Source organism: Bradyrhizobium sp. MOS001 (assembly GCF_004634465.1).
Lineage (GTDB): Bacteria > Pseudomonadota > Alphaproteobacteria > Rhizobiales > Xanthobacteraceae > Bradyrhizobium > Bradyrhizobium barranii.
Map to the genome: position 1 here is coordinate 13,400 of NZ_SPVJ01000035.1, position 19,550 is coordinate 32,949.

Genomic DNA, 19,550 nt, shown 5'->3' on the forward strand with positions numbered 1-19,550 from the left:
TCGATGGCTAAAACACACGTCACCATGAAGGTGAACGGCGCCGAGGTCGAAGGCCTCGTCGAGCCGCGCACGCTGCTGGTGCATTTCATCCGCGAGAATCTGCAGATGACCGGCACCCATATCGGCTGCGAGACCACGCATTGCGGCGCCTGCACCGTCGACATCGACGGCATGTCGGTGAAGTCCTGCACCATGTTCGCGGTGCAGGCCGATGGCTCCGACATCACCACGATCGAAGGCATGGCCAACGCCGACGGCACGCTGTCGGCCTTGCAGGAAGGTTTCCGCATGATGCACGGCCTGCAATGCGGCTTCTGCACGCCCGGCATGATCGTCCGCGCGCATCGGCTGCTGAAGGAAAATCCCTCGCCGAGCGAGCCGGAAATCCGGATGGGCATCTCCGGCAACATCTGCCGCTGCACCGGCTACCAGAACATCGTCAAAGCCATTCAATACGCCGCCGCAAAGATCAACGGCGTGGAATTCCAGGAGGCCGCAGAATGAACGACCTCACTCCCACGCGGGAACAACGCACCGCCGCACTCGAAGGCATGGGCTGCAAGCGCAAGCGCGTCGAGGACATCCGCTTCACCCAAGGCAAGGGCAATTACGTCGACGACGTCAAGCTGCCCGGCATGCTGCACGGCGACTTCGTCCGCTCGCCGCACCCGCATGCGCGCGTCAAGAAGATCGACGACAGCGCGGCGCTGAAGGTGCCCGGCGTGCTCGCGGTGATCACCGCCGAGACGCTGAAGACCGTGAACCTCGCCTGGATGCCGACCTTGGCCGGCGACGTGCAGATGGTTCTGGCCGACGGCAAGGTGCTGTTTCAGAATCAGGAGGTCGCCTTCGTCGTCGCCACCGACCGCTATGCGGCCGATGACGGCATCAACGCGGTCATCGTCGAATACGAGCCGCTGCCGCCGCTGGTCGATCCCTTCAAGGCGATGGACGCGAACGCGCCGGTGCTGCGCGAGGATCTCGTCGGCAAGATGTCCGGCGCGCATGGTCCGCGCAAGCACGACAACCACATCTTCGAGTGGACCGTCGGCGACAAGGACCTCACAGACGCCGCCTTTAGGAAGGCGGAGGTCACGATCAAGGAGATGATCTCTTATCACCGCACCCATCCGTCGCCGCTCGAAACCTGCCAGTGCGTCTGCTCTTTTGACAAGATCAAGGGCGAGCTGACGATCTACGGCACCTTCCAGGCCCCGCACGTGATCCGCACCGTGGTGGCGCTGATCGCAAAAATTCCGGAGCATAAGATCCACGTGATCGCGCCCGACATCGGCGGTGGCTTCGGCAACAAGGTCGGCGCCTATCCCGGTTATATCTGTGCGGCGGTGGCCTCCATCGTCACCGGCAAGCCGGTGAAATGGGTCGAGGACCGCATCGAGAACCTCACCGCGACCTCGTTCGCGCGCGACTATCACATGACCACCGAGATCGCCGCGACCAAGGACGGCAAGGTCACCGGCCTTCGCGTCCACGTGCTCGCCGATCACGGTGCGTTCGACGCCTGCGCCGACCCGTCGAAATGGCCGGCCGGCTTCTTCAACATCGTCACTGGCTCCTATGACTTCCCGACCGCACATCTGGCTGTCGATGGCGTCTACACCAACAAGGCGCCGGGCGGCGTCGCCTACCGTTGCTCGTTCCGCGTCACGGAGGCGGCCTACTGCATCGAGCGCGCCATGGATATTCTGGCGCAGAAGCTCAACATGGACCCCGCTGAACTCCGGCTGAAGAACTTCATCAAGCCGGAGCAGTTCCCCTATCACTCGGCGCTCGGCTGGGAATACGATTCCGGCGACTACCACACCGCCATGCGCAAGATGATGGAGACGACCGGCTACGCCGCGCTCCGGAAGGAGCAGGCGGAGAAGTGTGCCGCGTTCGCGCGGGGGGAGACCCGCGAGATCATGGGGCTCGGCATCTCCTTCTTCACCGAGATCGTCGGTGCTGGCCCGTCGAAGAACTGCGACATCCTCGGCATTGCGATGTTCGACTCCTGCGAGATCCGGATGCATCCGACCGGGGCCGGCATCGCGCGGGTCGGTTCAAAAAGCCAGGGCCAGGGCCACGAGACCACCTGGGCCCAGATCATCGCCACCGAGATCGGCATTCCCGCCGATAACATCATGGTGGAGGAGGGCAACACCGACACCGCGCCCTATGGGCTCGGCACTTACGGCTCACGCTCGACGCCGGTCGCGGGTGCCGCAATCGCCATGGCCGCGCGAAAGATCAAGGCCAAGGCGCAGATGATCGCGGCCTACAAGCTCGAGGTCCACGAGGACGATCTCGAATTCGACATCGACGGCTTCCGGGTGAAGGGCCTGCCGGAGAAGTTCATGTCGATGAAGGACATCTGCTGGGCGGCGTACAACTCGGTGCCGCCGGGCATGGAGCCGGGACTGGAAGCGGTGAGCTATTACGATCCGCCCAACATGACCTATCCGTTCGGCGCTTATCTCTGCGTGATGGACATCGACGTCGATACCGGCGTGTACAAGGTCCGGCGCTTCTATGCGCTCGACGATTGCGGCACCCGGATCAACCCGATGATCATCGAGGGGCAGGTGCATGGCGGCCTGACCGAAGCCTTCGCCATCGCGATGGGCCAGGAGATCCGCTACGACGAGGTAGGTAACGTCGTCACCGGCTCGTTTATGGATTTCTTCATGCCGACTGCGGTGGAGACGCCGCATTGGGAAACCGACTTCACCGTCACCCCGTCGCCGCATCACCCGATCGGCGCCAAGGGCGTCGGCGAAAGCCCGAATGTCGGCGGTGTGCCGGCCTTCTCCAATGCCGTCAACGACGCGTTCTCGTTCCTGGGCAGCACGCACATCCAGATGCCGCATGATTTCTGGCGCAACTGGAAGGCGGCGAAGGATCTGGGCGCGGTGGCGTAGCGATGAAGGGCCGTGATGAGATCGCGCAAGCGCTGGCCGCATCGGGCTATATCGCCGATGCGGACCTCGCGACTGCGATCTCGCTGATGCAATTGTTGCGGCGTCCGCTGCTGCTCGAGGGCGAGGCGGGCGTCGGCAAGACGGAAGTGGCGAAAGCACTTGCAAAAGTGCATGCGACCGAGCTGATCCGGCTGCAATGCTACGAGGGCCTAGATCAGTCCTCCGCGCTCTACGAGTGGAATTACCAGCGGCAATTGCTGGCGATCCAGGCCCATCGCGGCAGCGATAGCATCGAGGACCAGGTGTTCTCGGAAAAATACCTGCTCGAGCGCCCCTTGCTCGCCGCGATCCGTCGGCCGAAGGCGCCGGTGCTGCTGATCGACGAGATCGACCGCGCCGACGACGAGTTCGAGGCGTTCCTGCTGGAGCTGCTTTCGGACTTCCAGGTCTCGATCCCCGAGCTCGGCACCATTCCCGCAATCACCATCCCGCATGTCGTGCTGACCTCGAACGGCACGCGCGAGCTCTCCGACGCGTTGCGCCGGCGCTGCCTCTATCACTATGTCGACTATCCCGACGTCGACCGCGAGACCCGCATCATCCTGGCGCGCGTCATGGGCGCGAGCCCGTCGCTGTCGCTCCAGATCGCGCGCATGGTCGAGGGTGTGCGCAAGGAGGAGCTGCGAAAAGTCCCGGGCGTGGCGGAGACGCTGGATTGGGCGGCAGCTCTCGTCGGCCTCGACGTAACCAATCTTCACGACGCACCCGAGATTGTGCATGAGACGCTCGTCTGCCTGTTGAAGACTCACGAAGACCGCGCCCGTGTCACGCCAGAGGTGACACAGCGCCTGCTGGGAAAGGTCGCATGAGCTGCTGTGGCTCCAGCCCCGGATATGATGACCTCAACGAGGTCTCGCGCCTCGTCTCCGCGAAGCTTGCGGCGTTCCTGCGCACGCTACGCGAGGCCGGCTTTCGCGTCGGGCTCGCCGAAGGGCAGGATGCGGCGACGCTGATATCATCGGGCTATGCGGCGCGGCCGGGTCTGCTGCGCACGGCGTTCAAGCACCTGTTCTCGGCACGCAAATCCGACTGGGACAAGTTCGACGGTCTGTTCGACGCGTTCTGGTTGGGCAAGCGCGTGCGCTCGCGCTCCCGCACGAATGGATCAACACCGGGCGCCAGCAATCCCTCGCTGAAGAGCTTGCAGGATGCCGCGGCGGAGCAGGGCAGTAACCAGTCCGCCGTAGACCAGCTTCCGTCCTCCGACGACGCGCCGGAAGGCCGTTCCGGCGAGGGCCGCATGGAAGGTGCTTCACGCGCCGACAATTTTGCCGAGGTCGATTTCCGAAAGCTGAGCGATCCAGACCAGGTCGCGCAGGCCCATGAGGCCGCAGCAGCGCTCGCCAAGGCAATGCGGACGCGGCTGACCCGGCGCGATCTGGCGCGCCGGCGTGGCTACCGGCTTGATCTCCGCCGCACGATTCACCGCAACATCAGCCATGGCGGCGTTCCCATCAGCCTGGTGAAACGCCAGCGCAAGGACAAGCCGTTGCGGCTGGTCGTGCTGCTCGATGCCTCGGGCTCGATGAGCATGTACACGGCAGTCTTCTTGCGCTTCATCCACGGTGTGCTCGACCAGTTCCGTGAGGCCGAGGCGTTCCTGTTCCACACGCGCCTCGCCTACGTCTCCGACGCGATGAAGGAGAAGGACGCCGGCCGCGCGCTCGACCGGCTCTCGATCATGGCGCAAGGCGCGGGCGGCGGCACCAGGATCGGCGAGTGCTTGCAAACCTTCAATCGCTGGCACGCCGCGCGCGTGATCCATTCCCGCAGCTGCGTGATGATCGTGTCCGACGGCTACGAGACCGGCGATGCCGCATTGCTTGGCCGCGAGATGGCGGCGCTGCACCGGCGCTGTCGCCGCATTGTCTGGCTCAACCCGATGATGGCGTGGGAGGGCTACACGCCCGAAGCGCGGGGCATAAGAGCTGCGTTGCCGCATGTCGATCTCTATGCGCCCGCGAATTCGCTGAGCAGCCTGCGAGCGCTCGAACCCTATTTAGCGAAGCTTTGAGGAGGCTTCCGATGACCGCTCATGTCGAAGTGCTTGATGTAGTCGCTCAGATGAAGGCCGCCGAGCGTGCCTTCGTGCTCGCGACGGTGGTGCGCACGGTGTCGGTGACCGCGGCGAAGGCTGGCGCCAAGGCGATCATCGCCGCCGACGGCACCATCGTCGCGGGTTGGATCGGCGGGGGCTGCGCCAAGGGCGCGGTGCTGAAGGCGGCGCGCGAGGCGCTCGCCGATGGCGAGCCGCGCATGGTCTCGGTGCAGCCGGAGAACCTGCTGGCCGAGCTCGGCGTCAGCGCGGGGGAGAGCCGCGACGGCATCCGCTTTGCCAGCAACATGTGCCCGAGCAAGGGCACGATGGACATCTTCGTCGAGCCGGTGCTGCCGCATCCCTCGCTCGTCATTCTCGGTGCGAGCCCGGTGGCGCTGTCGCTTGCGGCGCAGGCGCGCGTGCTCGGCTATCACGTCACGTTTGCTGCGCCGTCCGCCGATCTCACGGCGCAGCCGGACGCCGACGCGGTCATCGATGGTTATCAGCTCGGCGAGCTCAACGACTCCAAGCGCTTCGTCGTCGTCTCGACGCAGGGCAAGGGCGACGAGGCCGCCTTGCGCGCGGCGGTCGCGACCAAAGCCTGTTATCACGCCTTCGTCGGCAGCCGCCGCAAGATGGCTTCGCTGCGCGCAAAACTCCTTGCAGAGAGCGCCAGCGCGGCTGCGATCGACGATTTCAAGGCGCCGGCCGGCCTCGATCTCGGCGCGATCACGCCGGAGGAGATCGCAATGTCGATCCTCGCCGAGATCACCAGAGAACGCCGGCGTGGCCAGCGCGCGGCCAATCAAACAGCAAGCAGAGAGTGAGACACCGATCATGCAGATGAACGACAGCCAGCGAATTCCCGCCTCACGCGAGCAGGTGTGGGCGGCGCTGAACGATCCCGCTGTGCTGAAGCAGTGCATCCCGGGCTGCCAGTCGCTCGAGGTGACCGCGCCGAACGAGATGACCGCGACGGTGGTCTTCAAGGTCGGCCCGGTGAAGGCGACGTTCAGCGGTAAGGTGACGCTGTCCGATTTCGATCCGCCCAACAGTTACCGTATCTCAGGAGAGGGCTCCGGCGGCGTCGCCGGCTTCGCCAAGGGTGGCGCGGTGGTGCGGTTGGAATCCGAGAGCGCCGACGTGACGGTGTTGCATTACGAAGTCGATGCGCAGATCGGTGGCAAGCTCGCGCAGTTGGGAGCACGGCTGATCAATTCGACCGCGACGAAGCTGGCGGGGGAGTTCTTCAAGTCATTTGCCGACGTGGTGAGCGCGAAGGCCGAGGCAGGCTAGCTGCCGTAGGGTGGGCAAATCGACTTGTCCGCCGTAGCTCGAAGAGCGAAGGCGGAAGCGAGCCTACCGTCTTCATCGCTACAAAAGAAGGTGGGCACGGCGCTTTGCGCCTTTGCCCACCCTACGATAGTCGCGCAAGCCGCCATCACCCCAACGACACCCCCGCCTTGGCCCGGCTGATCCCCAGCGTCAGGATGCGCTGCAGGAGATCCGGATATTTGAGCCCGGCATGTTGAGCCGCCGTGGCGAACTCCTGGCTCTTGGCGATCTCGGGGTTGGGATTGGCTTCGATGAAATACGGCGTGCCGTCGGCGGCGAGACGAAAATCGATGCGTGCGTAGCCGTCGAGGCCAAGCGCCCGGTAGATGCGCTTCGCGGCGCGCTGGATGCGCGCGGTGACTTCGGGCGCGAGGTCCTTGGCCGGCCCGTCGACGATGCCGAGCTTCTCCTGATAGTCGGTGTCGTGCTTGGCTTTCTCCGTGGCGATGTGCCGTGATCTGCGCCCGCCCATGCTGCCGAATTTCAGTTCCCAAACCGGCAGGACGCGCAGCCGGTTGTTGCCGAGCACGCCGACATAAAGCTCGCGCCCCTCGATGAACTGCTCGGCGATGGCGGCGGATTCGACCCGCTCGTGGATGAAGGCGACGCGCTCCACGAGCTTCTCGTCGGTATCGACGATCGAGGCCTGCGAGATGCCGAAGGACCCGTCCATGTTCAGGCTCTTGACGATCAGCGGCAGCGCAAGGCGCGTCGGGCGCTTCACCTTGCGGCGCATCGGGAAGACGGCGAAGGCCGGCGCTGCGATCCGGCGGTGATGCACCAGCGTCTTGGACAAATCCTTGCCGCGCGCCAGGATCAGGCCGCGCGGATTGCACCCGGTATAAGGGACCTTCATCAGCTCGAGATAGCTGGCGATGTGCTGGTCGTAGGCGACGTTGTTGTGGAATTCCTCGAGCAGCGTGAAGACCACGTGGGGCTTGAATTCTTCGATCGCCTCGCGGATCGGCTTGATCTCGTCCTGCGCACCGAGGGCGCGAACCTCGTGGCCGGCCGCACGCAAGGTGCTCACCACGTCGTATTCCGTCTTCCAGTTGTTGATTTCCTGCGGCGTGTATCCGTCGGAGGAGTCCGGAGGCATGAAGTCCGGATGCATCAGCACCAGAATGCGTGAGCGTCTCATAGCGCGATCCATTTGCGCCGAGACGGGCCAAACAGCGCGTGCATCGTCTTGGCGGTCACGAGGACGGTGAAATCGAGAACGAGCTTCTGTTCGGGGCCGACGGCGCGCAGATCGAGCTCACGGCAGCGGGAGATCATATCATCGAGCACGGCATCGAGCGTGAGCTGGTTCTCGCCCGTCCACCGCGCGACCAGCTGCCTGATCTGCGCGCGGTGCCGTCTGATCAGGGCCGAAGCCGGCTTTGAGCGGTGATGCCGTGGATCGGCTGAAAACAGCCGGGAGAGGTCGCGGTCGTAGGTCTTCGGCGCTGTGAAGGCGTAGAACGCCTGCTTCTTCTTGTAGTGGTCTTCGAGCGTCTGGCTGAGCCGGCCCAGCGTATCGACACGCTCCCGCGTCGTGATCAGCGGCCGCTTTCCCGCAATCTCGTGCATCAGCTCGTCGACATATTCGAGCTTCTTCAGCGCCGGCCATCCGGCATATCGCGTCCGCCAGTTCGAGCGTGGGCGCAGCCACACCGCGAAGGTCTCGGCGAAGTCTTCATCCGGATGGCTTTGCGCGTACCACAGCCGGAGGTGCTGGACGTAGCGCCTGCTGGCAGGATTGGGCCGGTAGTAGCGCGGGTAGTGTTTCGACGACGGGCCGAACAGCTGCTGCCAGCGCCGGCGGCGCTGCAGCTGATAGCCGTGCTGCACGGCATGGCCGGCCTCGTGACGGAGGATACCCATGCACTCGCGCCAGGTTCCGCCCTCGACGTCGAACATCATCTTCTTCTCGAGCTTCATCAGACGGGGATGGGCGAGATAGAAGGGGATGGCGATGCCCGGCACATCGCCCGGACTGAACCATTCGCTCGAGATCCATGTGTGCGGTCGCAGCCGGATGCCCCGCTCTTCGAGCTCCTCATGGAGCGTGCTGACGCAGTCCTCGAGCCAGGTGCCTTTGACCGTAACCCTCAGGCTGGAGAGGCGCTGCTTGAGCAACTCGTCATCCGACAGCTTCTCCCAGGCAAATTTCCGGCGCGGCATCAGGAATCCAGGGGGCAGGGATGACTCGGTATCCGGATGATGTCATGGGCGGCGGCGGGCAACAACCCGTGGGGCTGCGAAGCGGGCTGCGGCGCGTCAGCGCTCAACGCCGTAGGGTGGGCAAAGCGACTTGTCCGACGTAGCTCGGAGAGTGAAGGCGGAAGCGTGCCCACCACCTTCAATATAAAAAGAAAAGGTGGGCACGGCGCTTTGCGCCTTTGCCCACCCTACGAGACCTTCCGGGATCGGAAAAACTAGTCGAACAGGCTCGACACCGACTCTTCCGCCGCGGTGCGCGCGATGGCGTCCGAGATCAGGCTGGCGATCGGAAGCGTGCGGATGTTCGGAGCCTTGGTCACCGCCTCCGTCGGCAGGATCGAGTCGGTGATCACGAGCTCCTTCAGCTTCGAGCCCGCGATGCGGGCGGCCGCGCCGCCGGAGAGCACGCCGTGGGTGATATAGGCGTAGACGTCCTTGGCGCCCTTGGCGATCAGCGCGTCGGCCGCGTTCACCAGCGTGCCGCCGGAGTCCACGATGTCGTCGATCAGGATGCAGGTGTAGCCGGCGACGTCGCCGATCACGTTCATGACCTCGGATTCGCCCGCCCTCTCGCGGCGCTTGTCGACGATCGCGAGCGGGGTGTTGATGCGCTTGGCAAGGCCACGTGCGCGCGCCACGCCGCCGACGTCAGGCGAGATCACCATCGTCTTGGAGAGATCGAACTTGTCCTTGATGTCGCGCACCATCAGCGGTGCCGCGTAGAGATTGTCGGTCGGGATGTCGAAGAAGCCCTGGATCTGGCCGGCATGCAGGTCGAGCGTCATGACGCGGTCGACGCCGGCCTGCGTGATCAGGTTGGCGACGAGCTTGGCCGAGATCGGCGTGCGCGAACCCGATTTGCGGTCCTGCCGGGCGTAGCCGAAATAGGGCAGCACCGCGGTGATGCGGCGTGCCGAGGAGCGGCGCAGCGCATCGGTGATGATCAGCAGTTCCATCAGATGGTCGTTGGCGGGGAACGAGGTCGACTGGATGACGAAAGCATCCGAGCCACGGACGTTCTCCTGGATCTCGACGAAGATCTCCATGTCGGCGAAGCGCCGTACCACGGCCTTGGTTAGCGGCAGGTCGAGGCCTTGCGCGATCGCCTGCGCGAGAGCCGGGTTTGAGTTGCCGGCGACAAGCTTGATGGAGCCGTTCTTGGCCGACATGGACGCTTCCTCCCGCGCTTTGCTGGATACGACGTTCAACATCAGAGAATACCCACTGGAAGCACGGTTACGACGGGCGAGGAAATATCAGGCCGGGGCCTGCAATGGCAACCCGGCATGCTACGTTTTCCCTCCGAAATCCTGAGTCGGGCCAACGGTTTGGCCGCAACTTGGGGCCGTGGTTTCGCGGGGGTTATCGCTCGGCATAGCCCAGCGCCGAGGCCGGCATCTCGGCCGCCGGAGCCTCCGGGATCACGCTGGCCACCGCCGGTCCCCGCAAGCCGGGAACAGTGCTCGGCGCGTCCGGCGTTCCGTTGATCATGTTGGAAAGTCCGCTGAATCCGGCCTGGGCGATCTTCCGCAGCACGAGGTCGTCGGCGGCGCCCCAGGGATCGCGGCCGCCCTTGGCGGCGGTCAATTCCTCGCCGGAGAGGCGCAATGCCCGCTGCTGGTTGGCGTCGTAGACGTCCCAGACCCAGGCGATCACGGTCTTGCCGCGCACGATTTGGGCGGAGAGGTAACTGCGCACGCGATAGGCAGCCGTCCCCTCGCGGGAGACGACGGACAGGCTGCGCAGCTTGGATTCGCTGTCGAGCACGCCGACCATGCGGTCGAACACCTGCGGGGGCGGCCCGTCGATCGATTCGAAGGCCACGGTCGCCCCTGAGCCGGTACTCGGCGCCATCGCATAGGAGTTGGCGGCACCGCCGCCGCCGGCGCAGCCGCCAAGCGCGACCGCCGCTGCCAGCAGCATGACCGCCAGCACACGCGAACCCGCGCGGCCCAGGATGAATGACGCGTCCCTCATTATGAGGGGCAGCGATATCGTTAAAATCGATTAAGGTCTAGGGCAGGAAGGACACATCATTGGGCCGATCCGGCCGAGGAATTGTCGATGAGGGGAGCGACTTTGGGGGTAATCGTTGCCTGCCTCATCGTGGGGCGGGCCGCGGCGGCAGAAAGTGCGGCCGAGGCAATCCGGGCTTTCGGACTGACCGGTACCTGGTCGGTTGATTGCAAACGGGATCCGTATCAGGCCTGTGAGAACAACCGCTGTGGCGCGCGATTGACGTACATCGCGTCGTCCTCCGGAGCGCCGACGACAAGGAATGTGATCGGGACGTTCACACCTGGGCAAGTAAGGACATTCATCAGCGCGATCTATTCGGCGACGCGTATTGCCGACGACAAGATCAAGATCGTGTCGGTTCAGGACCCTCCACCCAGCACGACACTGATCTGGTGGCGTCAGCCGGGCGAGGTTTGGGAGATCGTTCTGCTCAAGGTCGGCGACAAATATCGGACTTTCTCCGCGCATCGCGACGATTGGAAGAAGATCGAAGTCGATGAAGGTTTCGAGGTCCGACCGCCGCCGCCGCCTCCACCAGCTCAAATGTACGTTGATTTGCCGACTAAATGGCTTCGCGGAAAGAATGAAACGCCATTGTTCGAAAGATGCAGCGACTAACCTAATGGGTTGCGGCAAGAACTAGGCCGAATTCGTTCTTAATTCTCCAGCGCGATCGCGTGGATGTGGCGGCCGTAATCCGGCTCCTTGCGATGTACCGAGCGGCGATAGCTGAAGAAGCGCTCGTCGGCATAGGTGTCCAGGCCAAGATCGTCGATCATCAGGATGCCGGCGGCTTCGAGCCGCTTCCGGATGAAGCCGGCGAGGTCGAACATCGCGTGTCCGGCGCGCACCGACGGGATGAAGAACATGGCGTTGTCCGCGTCCGCCTCGATGAAGCGGGCCACGAACTCGTTGCCGACCTCGTAGCTGTCCTGTCGGATCAAGGGGCCGATCGCGGCGATGATGCCGCTGCGCGTGGCGCCGAGCTTCTCCATCGCCGAGATCGTCTGTTCCAGCACGCCGGTCAGCGCGCCTTTCCAGCCGGCATGGGCGCCGCCGATCACGCGCGCGTTGGGATCGACGAACAGCACCGGCCCGCAATCGGCGGTGGAGACGCCGAGCGCGATGCCGGGTGTTTTCGTGACCAGCGCATCGCCCTTCGGCCGCGGTCCGCTCGGCCACGGCGCTTCGGCAATGAGGACATCGGGCGAATGGATCTGGTGCAGGCTGATGAAGCGCTCCGGGGCGACGCCGACATGCTCGGCCATGCGGCGGCGGTTCTCCGCGACATGCGCCGGATCGTCGTTGGAGCCGAGCCCGCCATTGAGCGCCGAATAAATCCCGCCTGAGACACCGCCCTCGCGGGTGAAGAAGGCATGGCGCAGGCCGGGCACGGCCGACAGCAGCGACGAAGCAAGCGTCATGAAGCGCCTCCGGCCCGTTCGAGATCGCTGAGGCCGGCGATGCCGGTCAGCCGCGGCTCGGAGATGCCGAGCACCTTGAACATCGAGCCCATGCCGCTGCGCCCGGTATCGGTCAGGCGCTTGAGCGCCACCGAAATGTCGGTGGCGACTTCAGGCGTCGCCTTCTGCATCAGGGCAGCTGCGCGGGTATCGATGCCGACGCGCTTGAGGAAATCGCCCTGCGTCACCGGGCCGTGCACACGGGCGCCGACATCCTCGGCCGCGCGCGCCAGGGCCTGGAAGTCGACATGGGCTGTGACGTCGGCCTGGCCCGGCGCCTTCAGGGGATCGGTGAAGGTGTGGCGCGCGATCGCCTGGAACGTGTCGCCGGCATCGCTGCGCAGATGGCCGTAATCGATGATCAGCGCCGCGCCGTCCTGGTCGCGCACGCGCGTGGCGAGCTTCATGATCTCGCCGTCGGGGCGCCATTCGAACACGGCGCCAACGGGAGCGGCGCGCACCAGAGGCGGCAGCAGCACGTCGAAGCGCGGCGTCGGGTCGGCGGCCGCGCCGAATTGAAGCTTGCCGTTGGGATCGATCTCGATCACGCGCTCGTGCCAGCCGTTCTCGCGCTTCACCATCTGGCGGATCGGCAGCACGTCGAAATATTCGTTGGCGAGGATGATGCTCGGCCCTTCGGGCACGTCGTCGATGCTGTCGTGCCAGGCGATGTTGCGCACGCCCGCCAGCGTCGCACTCTGCCGCTCGCGCAGCACCGGATTGACCTCGACCATGTGGACGTGAAGCGCCTGGTAGAGCGGCGGCAGCACGCGCAGTGCGCGCAGCGCATCCGCCATCATGGTTCCGCGGCCGGGGCCGAGCTCGATCAGCCGCAGGAATTGCGGCGAGCCCATCTGCTTCCACACCGAGGCGGTCCACAGCCCCAGGAGCTCGCCGAACATCTGGCTGACCTCGGGCGCGGTGGTGAAGTCGCCTTCGCGCCCGAGCGGATCGCGCGAGACGTAATAGCCATAGCGCGGATGCATCAGGCACAGTTCCATGTACCGCCAGACCGGCATGGGCCCTGAGGATTTGATCAGCGCCCTGATCTCGTTGAGTAGCGGCTGTTCGGTCACGGTCTGTCTTCTCGAAAGGAATTAACTGATAGCCCCGGCGGGCTTCGGCGCGCCGCGCCTGATAGCCAATACAATAAGTATGAGGCCTACAATAAGCATCGGGATCGACAACAGCATGCCCATGGTTAATCCGCCCCAGAGGAAGCCGAGCTGGACGTCCGGCTCGCGGAAATGCTCGCCGGCGATGCGGGTCAGGCCATAGATCAGGATGAAGGCGCCGAGGATCATGCCGGGCCGCTTCAGGGCGCCGAAACGGATCATGATCGCGAGCACGGTGAACAGCAGGATGCCCTCCATGCCGGCCTCATAGAGCTGGCTCGGATGGCGCGGCAGCTGCGTCGGATCGTTGGGGAAGATCATCGCCCAGGGCAGGCTGGGGTCGGCGGCGCGGCCCCACAATTCGCCATTGATGAAATTGGCGATGCGCCCGAGCAGCAGCCCGACCGGGGCGACTGCCGTGGTGATGTCGCCCAGCGACAGGATCGAGATGCGGTTGCGATAGGCAAACCACATCACCGCGACGACGCAGCCGAGGAAGCCGCCATGGAAGGACATGCCGCCCTCCCACAATTTGAAGATCGCGGCGGGGTGATCGATGAAGAAGGGCAGATTGTAGAACAGCACGTAGCCGGTGCGGCCGCCGAGGATGATGCCGAGCGTGACCCACAGGATGAAGTCGTCGATCTGCACCAGCGACATCGGCGCGGGGCCGCTCCACAGGCGCTCTTTCTTCAGCAGCGAGCGCGCATAGAGCCAGCCGAACACGATGCCGCTGATATAGGCCAGCGCATACCAGCGGATCGCGAACGGACCGATCTCGATGGCGATCGGCTTGAAGGCGGGAAAGTCGATGAGCAGAAAGGGCATCAGGCCTTCTAGACTTAAACGAGATTGCGGCGATAGAGCGCCAGCAGACGCTCCCAATGCCGCTCGGCAGCGTCGCGGTCGTAGACCGGACGCTTGGGGAAGGCGAAGCCGTGATGCGTGCCGGGATAGATCTCGACCTCGGCCTTGGCACCGCTCATGCCCTGCTTGACCTTCTCGATGACCTCGGCGGGCGCGTAGATGTCGGTCTCGGCGCAGGCGAAATAGAGCTCGGCCTTGGTCTTGCCTGAGGCGAGATGCGGGCTGTTGTCTTCGTCGGTCGCCAGATGCGTTCCGTAGATCGAGGCGGCGGCCTTGACGCGGTCGGCAAAGTGCGTGGCCGCGTTGACGGCGTAACGGCCGCTCATGCAATAGCCGACGGTGCCGACGATTTTCGTATTGGCAGCCGCCTGGCCCTCGGCATAGGTGAGCAGGGCCCTGGTGTCCTCCATGATCATGGGAATGTTGAGCGAGGCCATGAGCTGGAACATGCGCTTGCGCTCGGGTGCATTCGGATCGGCCGGCAGCGCGCCGAGCTCCATCACGCCGGAGCGGTAGTAGAGGTTCGGCAGCATCACGTAATAGCCCGAGGTGGCGAGCCGGCGCGCCATGTCGCGCAGCTCCTCGCGGATCGCCGGCGCATCCATGTAGAACAGGATGATCGGAAACGGCCCGCCGCGTTCGGGATGGGTGATGAAGGTTGCGGTGTGGCCGTCCTTGGTGGGAATCGCGATCTGCTGATCGATCATCTCGTGCGCCTTCTGATTCTTGTTATGCAGGGACGTTGAATACGATTGCAAGGAAACCGGGGCATGACAAGGATACCGCCGATCGGCCCTTGAACCGTTTCGCCCGGATTGCCATTGTCTTTTCGCGCGTTCGCGCAAAGTTTATCTGAGGCCGCCAGGAGACCGACATGACCCAGACCAACAACCGGTTTTTCGACGAGATCGGCCGCCTGATGAACGACGCCGCCGGTGCCGCCCAGGGCGTCAAGCGCGAGTTCGACACCGTGATGCGCACCCAGGCCGAGAAATTCCTGCGCGACATGGACCTCGTCAAGCGCGAGGAGTTCGAGGCGGTCAAGGACATGGCCCGCCTCGCCCGCGAGGAGAACGAGGCCCTGAAGGCGCGCATCGTGGCGCTGGAGGCCAAGTTCGGCGGAACGCCGACATAAGGCCGCCGTTCTCGCTTACCCTCCCCTCCAGGGGAGGGTGGGGACCCCGCCGGGCGGGCCATTCTCCTTGTCATTTCCGCATCTTCCGGGTAAAAGCCCGCCAAGTTCGCGGCCCCCGCACCCCTGGAGGCTTGCTGCGAACTGCACCATGGGCCGCGCTGCGGCCCATTAACTTTTGCAAAAACAAGGACTTAGACTATGGCGACGACCGTCAAGGAATTGAAGGCGACCGCACGTCCGAAGAGCGGCAAGGGGGCCGCCCGGGCTGAGCGTCGCGCCGGGAAAGTGCCCGGAGTGATCTATGGCAACAAGCAACCCCCGCTCCCGATCTCGGTTGACGATCGTGAACTGCGCCAGCGCATCCTCGCCGGCCGGTTCCTCACCACGCTGGTCGACATCGACCTCGAGGGCAAGAAGCACCGCGTGATCCCGCGTGACTATCACCTTGATCCGGTCAAGGATTTCCCGATCCATGTCGACTTCATGCGTCTCGGCGAAGGTGCCACCATCCGCATCAGCGTTCCCTTGCATGTGGTGAAAGCGGAAGGTTCGCCCGGCGTGAAGCGCGGCGGCGCCGTCAACATCGTCGCGCATTCGATCGAGCTCGAATGCGGCGTCGAGAGCATCCCGCAATTCATCGAGGCTGATGTCGGCTCACTCGAAATCGGTCACTCGCTGCATCTGTCGGACATCAAGCTGCCGGCCGGCGTGAAGGCGCTGACCCGCGAGGACGCGACCCTCGTCACCATCGTGCCGCCGTCCGGCTACGCCGAAGAGCAGAAGGCCGCGGCTGCGGCTGCAGCTCCGGGCGCTGCTGCGGCTGCTCCGGCGGCTGGCGCTGCGGCTCCGGCTGCGGGTGCTGCTGCTCCGGCTGCGGCTGCCAAGGCTCCCGCCGGCGGCGACAAGAAGAAGTAATCTCTCAAAGAGCTGGGCGCGCGGTCCTTGATCGCGCGCCGAGCGAGGGGCGCGCCGCGTCATGCGACTCTTTGTTGGGCTCGGCAATCCCGGCGCGAAATACGCACGTAACCGGCACAATATCGGCTTCATGGCCGTCGACGAGATCGCGCGGCGGCATGGCTTTGCACCATGGCGCCGCAGGTTTCAGGGCGAGACCTCGGAAGGTGCGCTCGGTACTGAGCGCATCATCCTGCTCAAGCCGACAACCTACATGAATGACTCCGGCCGCAGCGTTCAGGAGGCGGCAAGCTTCTTCAAGATCGCGCCCGGCGACGTCACCGTGTTCCATGACGAGCTCGAACTGCCGCCGGGCAAGGTGCGGGTGAAGATCGGCGGCGGCATCGCCGGCCATAACGGCCTGCGCTCGATCTCCGCGCACATCGGCAACGAGTATCGCCGGGTCCGGCTCGGCATCGGTCATCCCGGCGTCAAGGAACTGGTGCACGGCCACGTGCTGTCGGACTTCGCCAAGGCCGACAACGACTGGGTGGCGACGCTGTGCGAGGCGGTGGCCGAGCACGCGGCACTGGTTGCCAAAGGCACGGACGCGACCTTCGCCAACAGGGTGCATCTCGCCATGCAGGCGAAGGGCTTTTTGACCAAGGACGAGAACGGCAAGGAATAGGGCACCGTTTTCTCCGTCAGGCCCGGCCATGACGAATACGGATAGAGGACGACCATGGGATTTAAATGCGGGATCGTCGGGTTGCCGAATGTCGGCAAGTCGACCTTGTTCAATGCGCTGACCGAGACGGCCGCGGCGCAGGCCGCGAACTATCCGTTCTGCACCATCGAGCCGAATGTCGGCGAAGTCGCCGTGCCCGATCCGCGGCTCGACAAGCTCTCGGCCATCGCCAAATCGGCGCAGATCATCCCGACCCGGCTGACCTTCGTCGACATCGCCGGCCTCGTGCGCGGCGCCTCCAAGGGTGAAGGCCTCGGCAACCAGTTCCTCGCCAACATCCGCGAGGTCGACGCCATCGCGCATGTCGTGCGCTGCTTCGAGGATTCCGACATCACGCATGTCGAGGGCAAGATCGCCCCGCTCGCCGACATCGAGACCATCGAGACCGAGCTGATGCTCGCCGACCTCGACAGCCTCGAGAAGCGCGTCGACAACCTCACGAAGAAAGCCAAGGGCAACGACAAGGACGCCAAGGAGCAGCTCGACCTCGTCAACCGCACGCTGGTGCTGCTGCGCGAGGGCAAGCCCGCCCGCCTCGTCGAGCGCAAGGCGGAGGAGGAGCGCGCCTTCGGGATGCTCGGCCTGCTGTCGTCGAAGCCGGTGCTCTACGTCTGCAACGTCGAGGAAGGCTCGGCCGCCACGGGTAATTCGTTCTCCAAGGCGGTGGAGGAGCAGGCGGCCAAGGAAGGCGCCGTTGCCGTCGTCATCTCCGCCAAGATCGAATCCGAGATCGCCACCATTTCACGCGAGGAACGCGCCGACTTCCTGGAGACGCTGGGTCTCGAAGAGGCCGGCCTCGATCGCCTGATCCGCGCCGGCTACACCCTGCTCGACCTCATCACCTATTTCACGGTGGGCCCGAAGGAAGCGCGCGCCTGGACCATCTATCGCGGCACCAAGGCCCCGGGCGCGGCCGGCGTGATCCACACCGACTTCGAGAAGGGTTTTATCCGCGCCGAGACGATGGCGTATGAGGACTATGTCGCGCTGAACGGCGAAGCCGGCGCCCGCGATGCCGGCAAGCTGCGTCTCGAAGGCAAGGAATACGTCGTCGCCGACGGCGACGTGATGCATTTCAGGTTCAATACGTAAGACGCGAAAGAGCGGTGCTGTAGGGTGGGCAAAGCGACTTGTCCGCCGTAGCTCGAAGAGCGAAGGCGGAAGCGTGCCCACCACGTCTCTCTCAAATCGCGAAAGGATGGTGGGCACGGCGCTTTGCGCCTTTGCCCACCCTACGGCACCTGCAGCCGCCTCACCGCGCCCCGCCGCCCTGGTCGCGGATCGCGCCGAGATGCTCGTTGATGCGGAAGACGATCAGGATCAGCTCCGCGGCGATGCGCGAGAACACGATGCCGACAACGATGCTCGCGATCGATGACAGCAGCACCAGGAAGCCGCCGAACGGGCTGATCGCCATCGTCGCGAGACCGGAGAAGATTCCGGAAAGGCCGAACAGGCAGATCAGTGCGATCACCAGCCAGTAGAAGGTCTTGATGATCGTAGGGGTTATGAATCGGTCCCATTGAAACAGGTCGCTGAATGAAAACATTGCTCTCCCCAGGGCAAATCGGGCCTCGGCCTGCCGGTTGATCCGACTCAAGACCAACGCCGACACCCCATATGTAGCACGAGCCATGCGGGCCGGCGGGTTGAGATTGCCGCAAAGTGCGGCCACAATCTGTCATTCCCTCAAAGCATTCCCGAGATGACCCTGACCTTCGAAGATTTCCCGCCCGGCCGGTTCGGAACATTCGGCCCGCGCCATGTCACCCGCGACGAGATCTTGGCTTTCGCCGCCGAGTTCGATCCGCAGCCGATGCACCTCGATGAGGAGGCCGCGGCCAACAGCATGCTGCGCGGCCTGTCCGGCTCGGGCTGGCACCTCTGCTCGCTGATGATGCGGATGATGGCCGATGGCTTCATCACACGCGCCGCTTCGCTCGGCTCGCCCGGCGTCGACGAGGTGCGCTGGCTGTCACCCTTGCGGCCCGGCGACGATCTCATGCTCGACGTCGACGTGCTGGAGGCGCGCGCCTCGAAGAGCCGGCCGGAGCTCGGCATCGTCAAGTTCAAATGCACGGTGCGCAACGCCAAGGACGAGGCGCTGTGCGAGATGACCTCGCCGATCCTGATCAAGCGGCGCGAGAGAGCAGTCTGATGCCCTTCTTCGAGGAGATCGAGATCGGCCACCGCCGCGAGATCGGCGCCTATACGTTCACCGCGGAGTCCATCAAGATTTTCGCCGCAAAGTTCGATCCACAGCGCTTCCATCTCGACGAGGAGGAAGGCAAGAACTCGCTGTTCGGCGGCCTTGCGGCCTCGGGCTGGCATGTCGGCTCGGCCTGCATGAGCCTGCTTGTCGCGGATGGCCAGCGTCTGGCGCGTGAGGCCGCTTCGCGCGGCGAGGAGGTCGCGGTGTGGGGGCCGTCGCCGGGCTTTCGCGACCTGCGCTGGATCAGGCCGGTGCTCGCCGGCGACACCGTCGCCTACGTCAACGAAGTCATCGACAAGCGCAGCTCCGCCTCGCGCCCCGGCTGGGGCATTCTGACGGCCCGCACCACCGGCACCAACCAGCGCGGCGAGGAGGTCTATTCCATCACCGCCAGCGCCTTCGTGCCGATGCGGAAGGGCGGTTAGACCTGTTCCAGGATGAACGGTCCAAATGTATGCGCGAGTGTTGCCCGCGCGCTATGGACGCGATTCCGGGCGGCTGCCATAAGCCTGCTCAACATGATGACCCGCGAAGCAGT

At 64.6% G+C, this 19,550-nt stretch carries 22 protein-coding genes; 13 read left to right on the top strand and 9 right to left on the bottom strand.

The features are described 5' to 3' along the window. Positions 1 to 3: 3 nt before the first annotated feature. The 6 genes from CT676_RS30920 to CT676_RS30945 are packed head-to-tail and all read left to right on the top strand — an operon-like array spanning position 4 to position 6,315. Entirely contained in the window at positions 4 to 504 is a 501-nt protein-coding gene (locus tag CT676_RS30920; protein WP_063985567.1) for a (2Fe-2S)-binding protein, read from the top strand. Next, a complete protein-coding gene (locus CT676_RS30925) occupies positions 501 to 2,921 on the top strand; it encodes an aerobic carbon-monoxide dehydrogenase large subunit (RefSeq protein WP_135216019.1) in 2,421 nt (806 codons plus the stop codon). The genes CT676_RS30920 and CT676_RS30925 overlap by 4 nt, the downstream gene beginning before the upstream one ends. Before the next feature lie 2 nt (positions 2,922 to 2,923). Then, positions 2,924 to 3,790 carry a MoxR family ATPase gene (locus tag CT676_RS30930; RefSeq protein ID WP_085398487.1) on the top strand — a complete coding sequence of 289 codons (867 nt, stop codon included), beginning with the start codon at positions 2,924 to 2,926 and terminating at the stop codon, positions 3,788 to 3,790. Next, complete coding sequence (locus CT676_RS30935; protein WP_135216020.1) at positions 3,787 to 4,995, top strand: VWA domain-containing protein; 1,209 nt, start codon at positions 3,787 to 3,789, stop codon at positions 4,993 to 4,995. The genes CT676_RS30930 and CT676_RS30935 overlap by 4 nt, the downstream gene beginning before the upstream one ends. Before the next feature lie 11 nt (positions 4,996 to 5,006). Further along, positions 5,007 to 5,846 (top strand): XdhC/CoxI family protein, encoded by an 840-nt coding sequence (locus CT676_RS30940; protein ID WP_085398489.1) that lies wholly within the window; start codon positions 5,007 to 5,009, stop codon positions 5,844 to 5,846. Between the two features lie 10 nt (positions 5,847 to 5,856). Beyond that, positions 5,857 to 6,315 carry a carbon monoxide dehydrogenase subunit G gene (locus tag CT676_RS30945; RefSeq protein ID WP_085398490.1) on the top strand — a complete coding sequence of 153 codons (459 nt, stop codon included), beginning with the start codon at positions 5,857 to 5,859 and terminating at the stop codon, positions 6,313 to 6,315. 145 nt (positions 6,316 to 6,460) lie between these two features. Here CT676_RS30945 and CT676_RS30950 read toward each other — a convergent pair whose 3' ends face one another. From CT676_RS30950 to CT676_RS30970, 4 genes are all read right to left on the bottom strand, one after another. Beyond that, a complete protein-coding gene (locus CT676_RS30950; RefSeq protein ID WP_063985561.1) occupies positions 6,461 to 7,495 on the bottom strand; it encodes an ATP-grasp domain-containing protein in 1,035 nt (344 codons plus the stop codon). Then, entirely contained in the window at positions 7,492 to 8,520 is a 1,029-nt protein-coding gene (locus CT676_RS30955; RefSeq protein WP_063985560.1) for a putative zinc-binding metallopeptidase, read from the bottom strand. The genes CT676_RS30950 and CT676_RS30955 overlap by 4 nt, the downstream gene beginning before the upstream one ends. 254 nt (positions 8,521 to 8,774) lie before the next feature. Further along, positions 8,775 to 9,728 (bottom strand): ribose-phosphate pyrophosphokinase, encoded by a 954-nt coding sequence (locus CT676_RS30965; protein WP_028151562.1) that lies wholly within the window; start codon positions 9,726 to 9,728, stop codon positions 8,775 to 8,777. A gap of 193 nt (positions 9,729 to 9,921) precedes the next feature. After that, complete coding sequence (locus CT676_RS30970) at positions 9,922 to 10,536, bottom strand: hypothetical protein (RefSeq protein ID WP_085398491.1); 615 nt, start codon at positions 10,534 to 10,536, stop codon at positions 9,922 to 9,924. Positions 10,537 to 10,623: 87 nt separating this feature from the next. Between CT676_RS30970 and CT676_RS30975 the strand changes: the two genes are divergently transcribed. Further along, positions 10,624 to 11,196 carry a hypothetical protein gene (locus tag CT676_RS30975; protein ID WP_135216021.1) on the top strand — a complete coding sequence of 191 codons (573 nt, stop codon included), beginning with the start codon at positions 10,624 to 10,626 and terminating at the stop codon, positions 11,194 to 11,196. A gap of 38 nt (positions 11,197 to 11,234) precedes the next feature. Here the strand turns inward: CT676_RS30975 and pgeF are convergent, their stop codons facing one another. From pgeF to CT676_RS30995, 4 genes are read right to left on the bottom strand one after another with little or no spacing between them, the layout of a single operon-like run. Beyond that, entirely contained in the window at positions 11,235 to 12,002 is a 768-nt protein-coding gene (gene pgeF, locus CT676_RS30980) for a peptidoglycan editing factor PgeF (RefSeq protein WP_085398493.1), read from the bottom strand. Further along, the gene (locus CT676_RS30985) at positions 11,999 to 13,117 is read right to left on the bottom strand and encodes an SAM-dependent methyltransferase (RefSeq protein WP_085398494.1); all 1,119 of its coding nucleotides are present in this window, start codon (positions 13,115 to 13,117) and stop codon (positions 11,999 to 12,001) included. Before CT676_RS30985 ends, pgeF begins: the two co-directional genes overlap by 4 nt. A 21-nt stretch (positions 13,118 to 13,138) precedes the next feature. After that, positions 13,139 to 13,984, bottom strand: coding sequence for a prolipoprotein diacylglyceryl transferase (gene lgt, locus CT676_RS30990; RefSeq protein ID WP_085398495.1), 846 nt, complete (start codon positions 13,982 to 13,984; stop codon positions 13,139 to 13,141). A gap of 14 nt (positions 13,985 to 13,998) precedes the next feature. Then, a complete protein-coding gene (locus tag CT676_RS30995) occupies positions 13,999 to 14,730 on the bottom strand; it encodes a dienelactone hydrolase family protein (RefSeq protein WP_085398497.1) in 732 nt (243 codons plus the stop codon). A 167-nt stretch (positions 14,731 to 14,897) separates the two neighbouring features. Between CT676_RS30995 and CT676_RS31000 the strand changes: the two genes are divergently transcribed. The 4 genes from CT676_RS31000 to ychF all read left to right on the top strand — a co-directional run bounded on the left by CT676_RS31000 (position 14,898) and on the right by ychF (position 17,892). Beyond that, positions 14,898 to 15,158, top strand: a complete 261-nt coding sequence (locus CT676_RS31000; protein ID WP_071909564.1) for an accessory factor UbiK family protein — start codon at positions 14,898 to 14,900, stop codon at positions 15,156 to 15,158. Between the two features lie 198 nt (positions 15,159 to 15,356). Next, positions 15,357 to 16,073: a 50S ribosomal protein L25/general stress protein Ctc gene (locus tag CT676_RS31005; protein WP_071909565.1), complete on the top strand. Its 717-nt coding sequence runs from the start codon at positions 15,357 to 15,359 to the stop codon at positions 16,071 to 16,073. 61 nt (positions 16,074 to 16,134) lie between these two features. After that, positions 16,135 to 16,740, top strand: coding sequence for an aminoacyl-tRNA hydrolase (gene pth / locus CT676_RS31010; RefSeq protein ID WP_085399290.1), 606 nt, complete (start codon positions 16,135 to 16,137; stop codon positions 16,738 to 16,740). Between the two features lie 54 nt (positions 16,741 to 16,794). Then, the gene (gene ychF, locus CT676_RS31015) at positions 16,795 to 17,892 is read left to right on the top strand and encodes a redox-regulated ATPase YchF (RefSeq protein WP_135216022.1); all 1,098 of its coding nucleotides are present in this window, start codon (positions 16,795 to 16,797) and stop codon (positions 17,890 to 17,892) included. 160 nt (positions 17,893 to 18,052) lie between these two features. Here ychF and CT676_RS31020 read toward each other — a convergent pair whose 3' ends face one another. Continuing rightward, on the bottom strand, positions 18,053 to 18,349 hold the full coding sequence (locus CT676_RS31020) for a DUF4282 domain-containing protein (protein WP_063985551.1): 297 nt from the start codon (positions 18,347 to 18,349) through the stop codon (positions 18,053 to 18,055). A gap of 156 nt (positions 18,350 to 18,505) precedes the next feature. Between CT676_RS31020 and CT676_RS31025 the strand changes: the two genes are divergently transcribed. Then, entirely contained in the window at positions 18,506 to 18,958 is a 453-nt protein-coding gene (locus CT676_RS31025) for a MaoC family dehydratase (protein WP_085399292.1), read from the top strand. Further along, positions 18,958 to 19,437, top strand: coding sequence for a MaoC family dehydratase (locus tag CT676_RS31030; RefSeq protein ID WP_085399293.1), 480 nt, complete (start codon positions 18,958 to 18,960; stop codon positions 19,435 to 19,437). The genes CT676_RS31025 and CT676_RS31030 overlap by 1 nt, the downstream gene beginning before the upstream one ends. Positions 19,438 to 19,550 lie beyond the last annotated feature (113 nt).

What these genes read in the sequence shown, in the direction of transcription:
- CT676_RS30920 (WP_063985567.1), top strand. Translation starts at nt 4, where the DNA reads ATGGCTAAAACACACGTCACCATGAAGGTGAACGGCGCCGAGGTCGAA.
- CT676_RS30925 (WP_135216019.1), top strand. Translation starts at nt 501, where the DNA reads ATGAACGACCTCACTCCCACGCGGGAACAACGCACCGCCGCACTCGAA.
- CT676_RS30930 (WP_085398487.1), top strand. Translation starts at nt 2,924, where the DNA reads ATGAAGGGCCGTGATGAGATCGCGCAAGCGCTGGCCGCATCGGGCTAT.
- CT676_RS30935 (WP_135216020.1), top strand. Translation starts at nt 3,787, where the DNA reads ATGAGCTGCTGTGGCTCCAGCCCCGGATATGATGACCTCAACGAGGTC.
- CT676_RS30940 (WP_085398489.1), top strand. Translation starts at nt 5,007, where the DNA reads ATGACCGCTCATGTCGAAGTGCTTGATGTAGTCGCTCAGATGAAGGCC.
- CT676_RS30945 (WP_085398490.1), top strand. Translation starts at nt 5,857, where the DNA reads ATGCAGATGAACGACAGCCAGCGAATTCCCGCCTCACGCGAGCAGGTG.
- CT676_RS30950 (WP_063985561.1), bottom strand. Translation starts at nt 7,495, where the DNA reads ATGAGACGCTCACGCATTCTGGTGCTGATGCATCCGGACTTCATGCCT.
- CT676_RS30955 (WP_063985560.1), bottom strand. Translation starts at nt 8,520, where the DNA reads ATGCCGCGCCGGAAATTTGCCTGGGAGAAGCTGTCGGATGACGAGTTG.
- CT676_RS30965 (WP_028151562.1), bottom strand. Translation starts at nt 9,728, where the DNA reads ATGTCGGCCAAGAACGGCTCCATCAAGCTTGTCGCCGGCAACTCAAAC.
- CT676_RS30970 (WP_085398491.1), bottom strand. Translation starts at nt 10,536, where the DNA reads ATGAGGGACGCGTCATTCATCCTGGGCCGCGCGGGTTCGCGTGTGCTG.
- CT676_RS30975 (WP_135216021.1), top strand. Translation starts at nt 10,624, where the DNA reads ATGAGGGGAGCGACTTTGGGGGTAATCGTTGCCTGCCTCATCGTGGGG.
- pgeF (WP_085398493.1), bottom strand. Translation starts at nt 12,002, where the DNA reads ATGACGCTTGCTTCGTCGCTGCTGTCGGCCGTGCCCGGCCTGCGCCAT.
- lgt (WP_085398495.1), bottom strand. Translation starts at nt 13,984, where the DNA reads ATGCCCTTTCTGCTCATCGACTTTCCCGCCTTCAAGCCGATCGCCATC.
- CT676_RS30995 (WP_085398497.1), bottom strand. Translation starts at nt 14,730, where the DNA reads ATGATCGATCAGCAGATCGCGATTCCCACCAAGGACGGCCACACCGCA.
- CT676_RS31000 (WP_071909564.1), top strand. Translation starts at nt 14,898, where the DNA reads ATGACCCAGACCAACAACCGGTTTTTCGACGAGATCGGCCGCCTGATG.
- CT676_RS31005 (WP_071909565.1), top strand. Translation starts at nt 15,357, where the DNA reads ATGGCGACGACCGTCAAGGAATTGAAGGCGACCGCACGTCCGAAGAGC.
- pth (WP_085399290.1), top strand. Translation starts at nt 16,135, where the DNA reads ATGCGACTCTTTGTTGGGCTCGGCAATCCCGGCGCGAAATACGCACGT.
- ychF (WP_135216022.1), top strand. Translation starts at nt 16,795, where the DNA reads ATGGGATTTAAATGCGGGATCGTCGGGTTGCCGAATGTCGGCAAGTCG.
- CT676_RS31020 (WP_063985551.1), bottom strand. Translation starts at nt 18,349, where the DNA reads ATGTTTTCATTCAGCGACCTGTTTCAATGGGACCGATTCATAACCCCT.
- CT676_RS31025 (WP_085399292.1), top strand. Translation starts at nt 18,506, where the DNA reads ATGACCCTGACCTTCGAAGATTTCCCGCCCGGCCGGTTCGGAACATTC.
- CT676_RS31030 (WP_085399293.1), top strand. Translation starts at nt 18,958, where the DNA reads ATGCCCTTCTTCGAGGAGATCGAGATCGGCCACCGCCGCGAGATCGGC.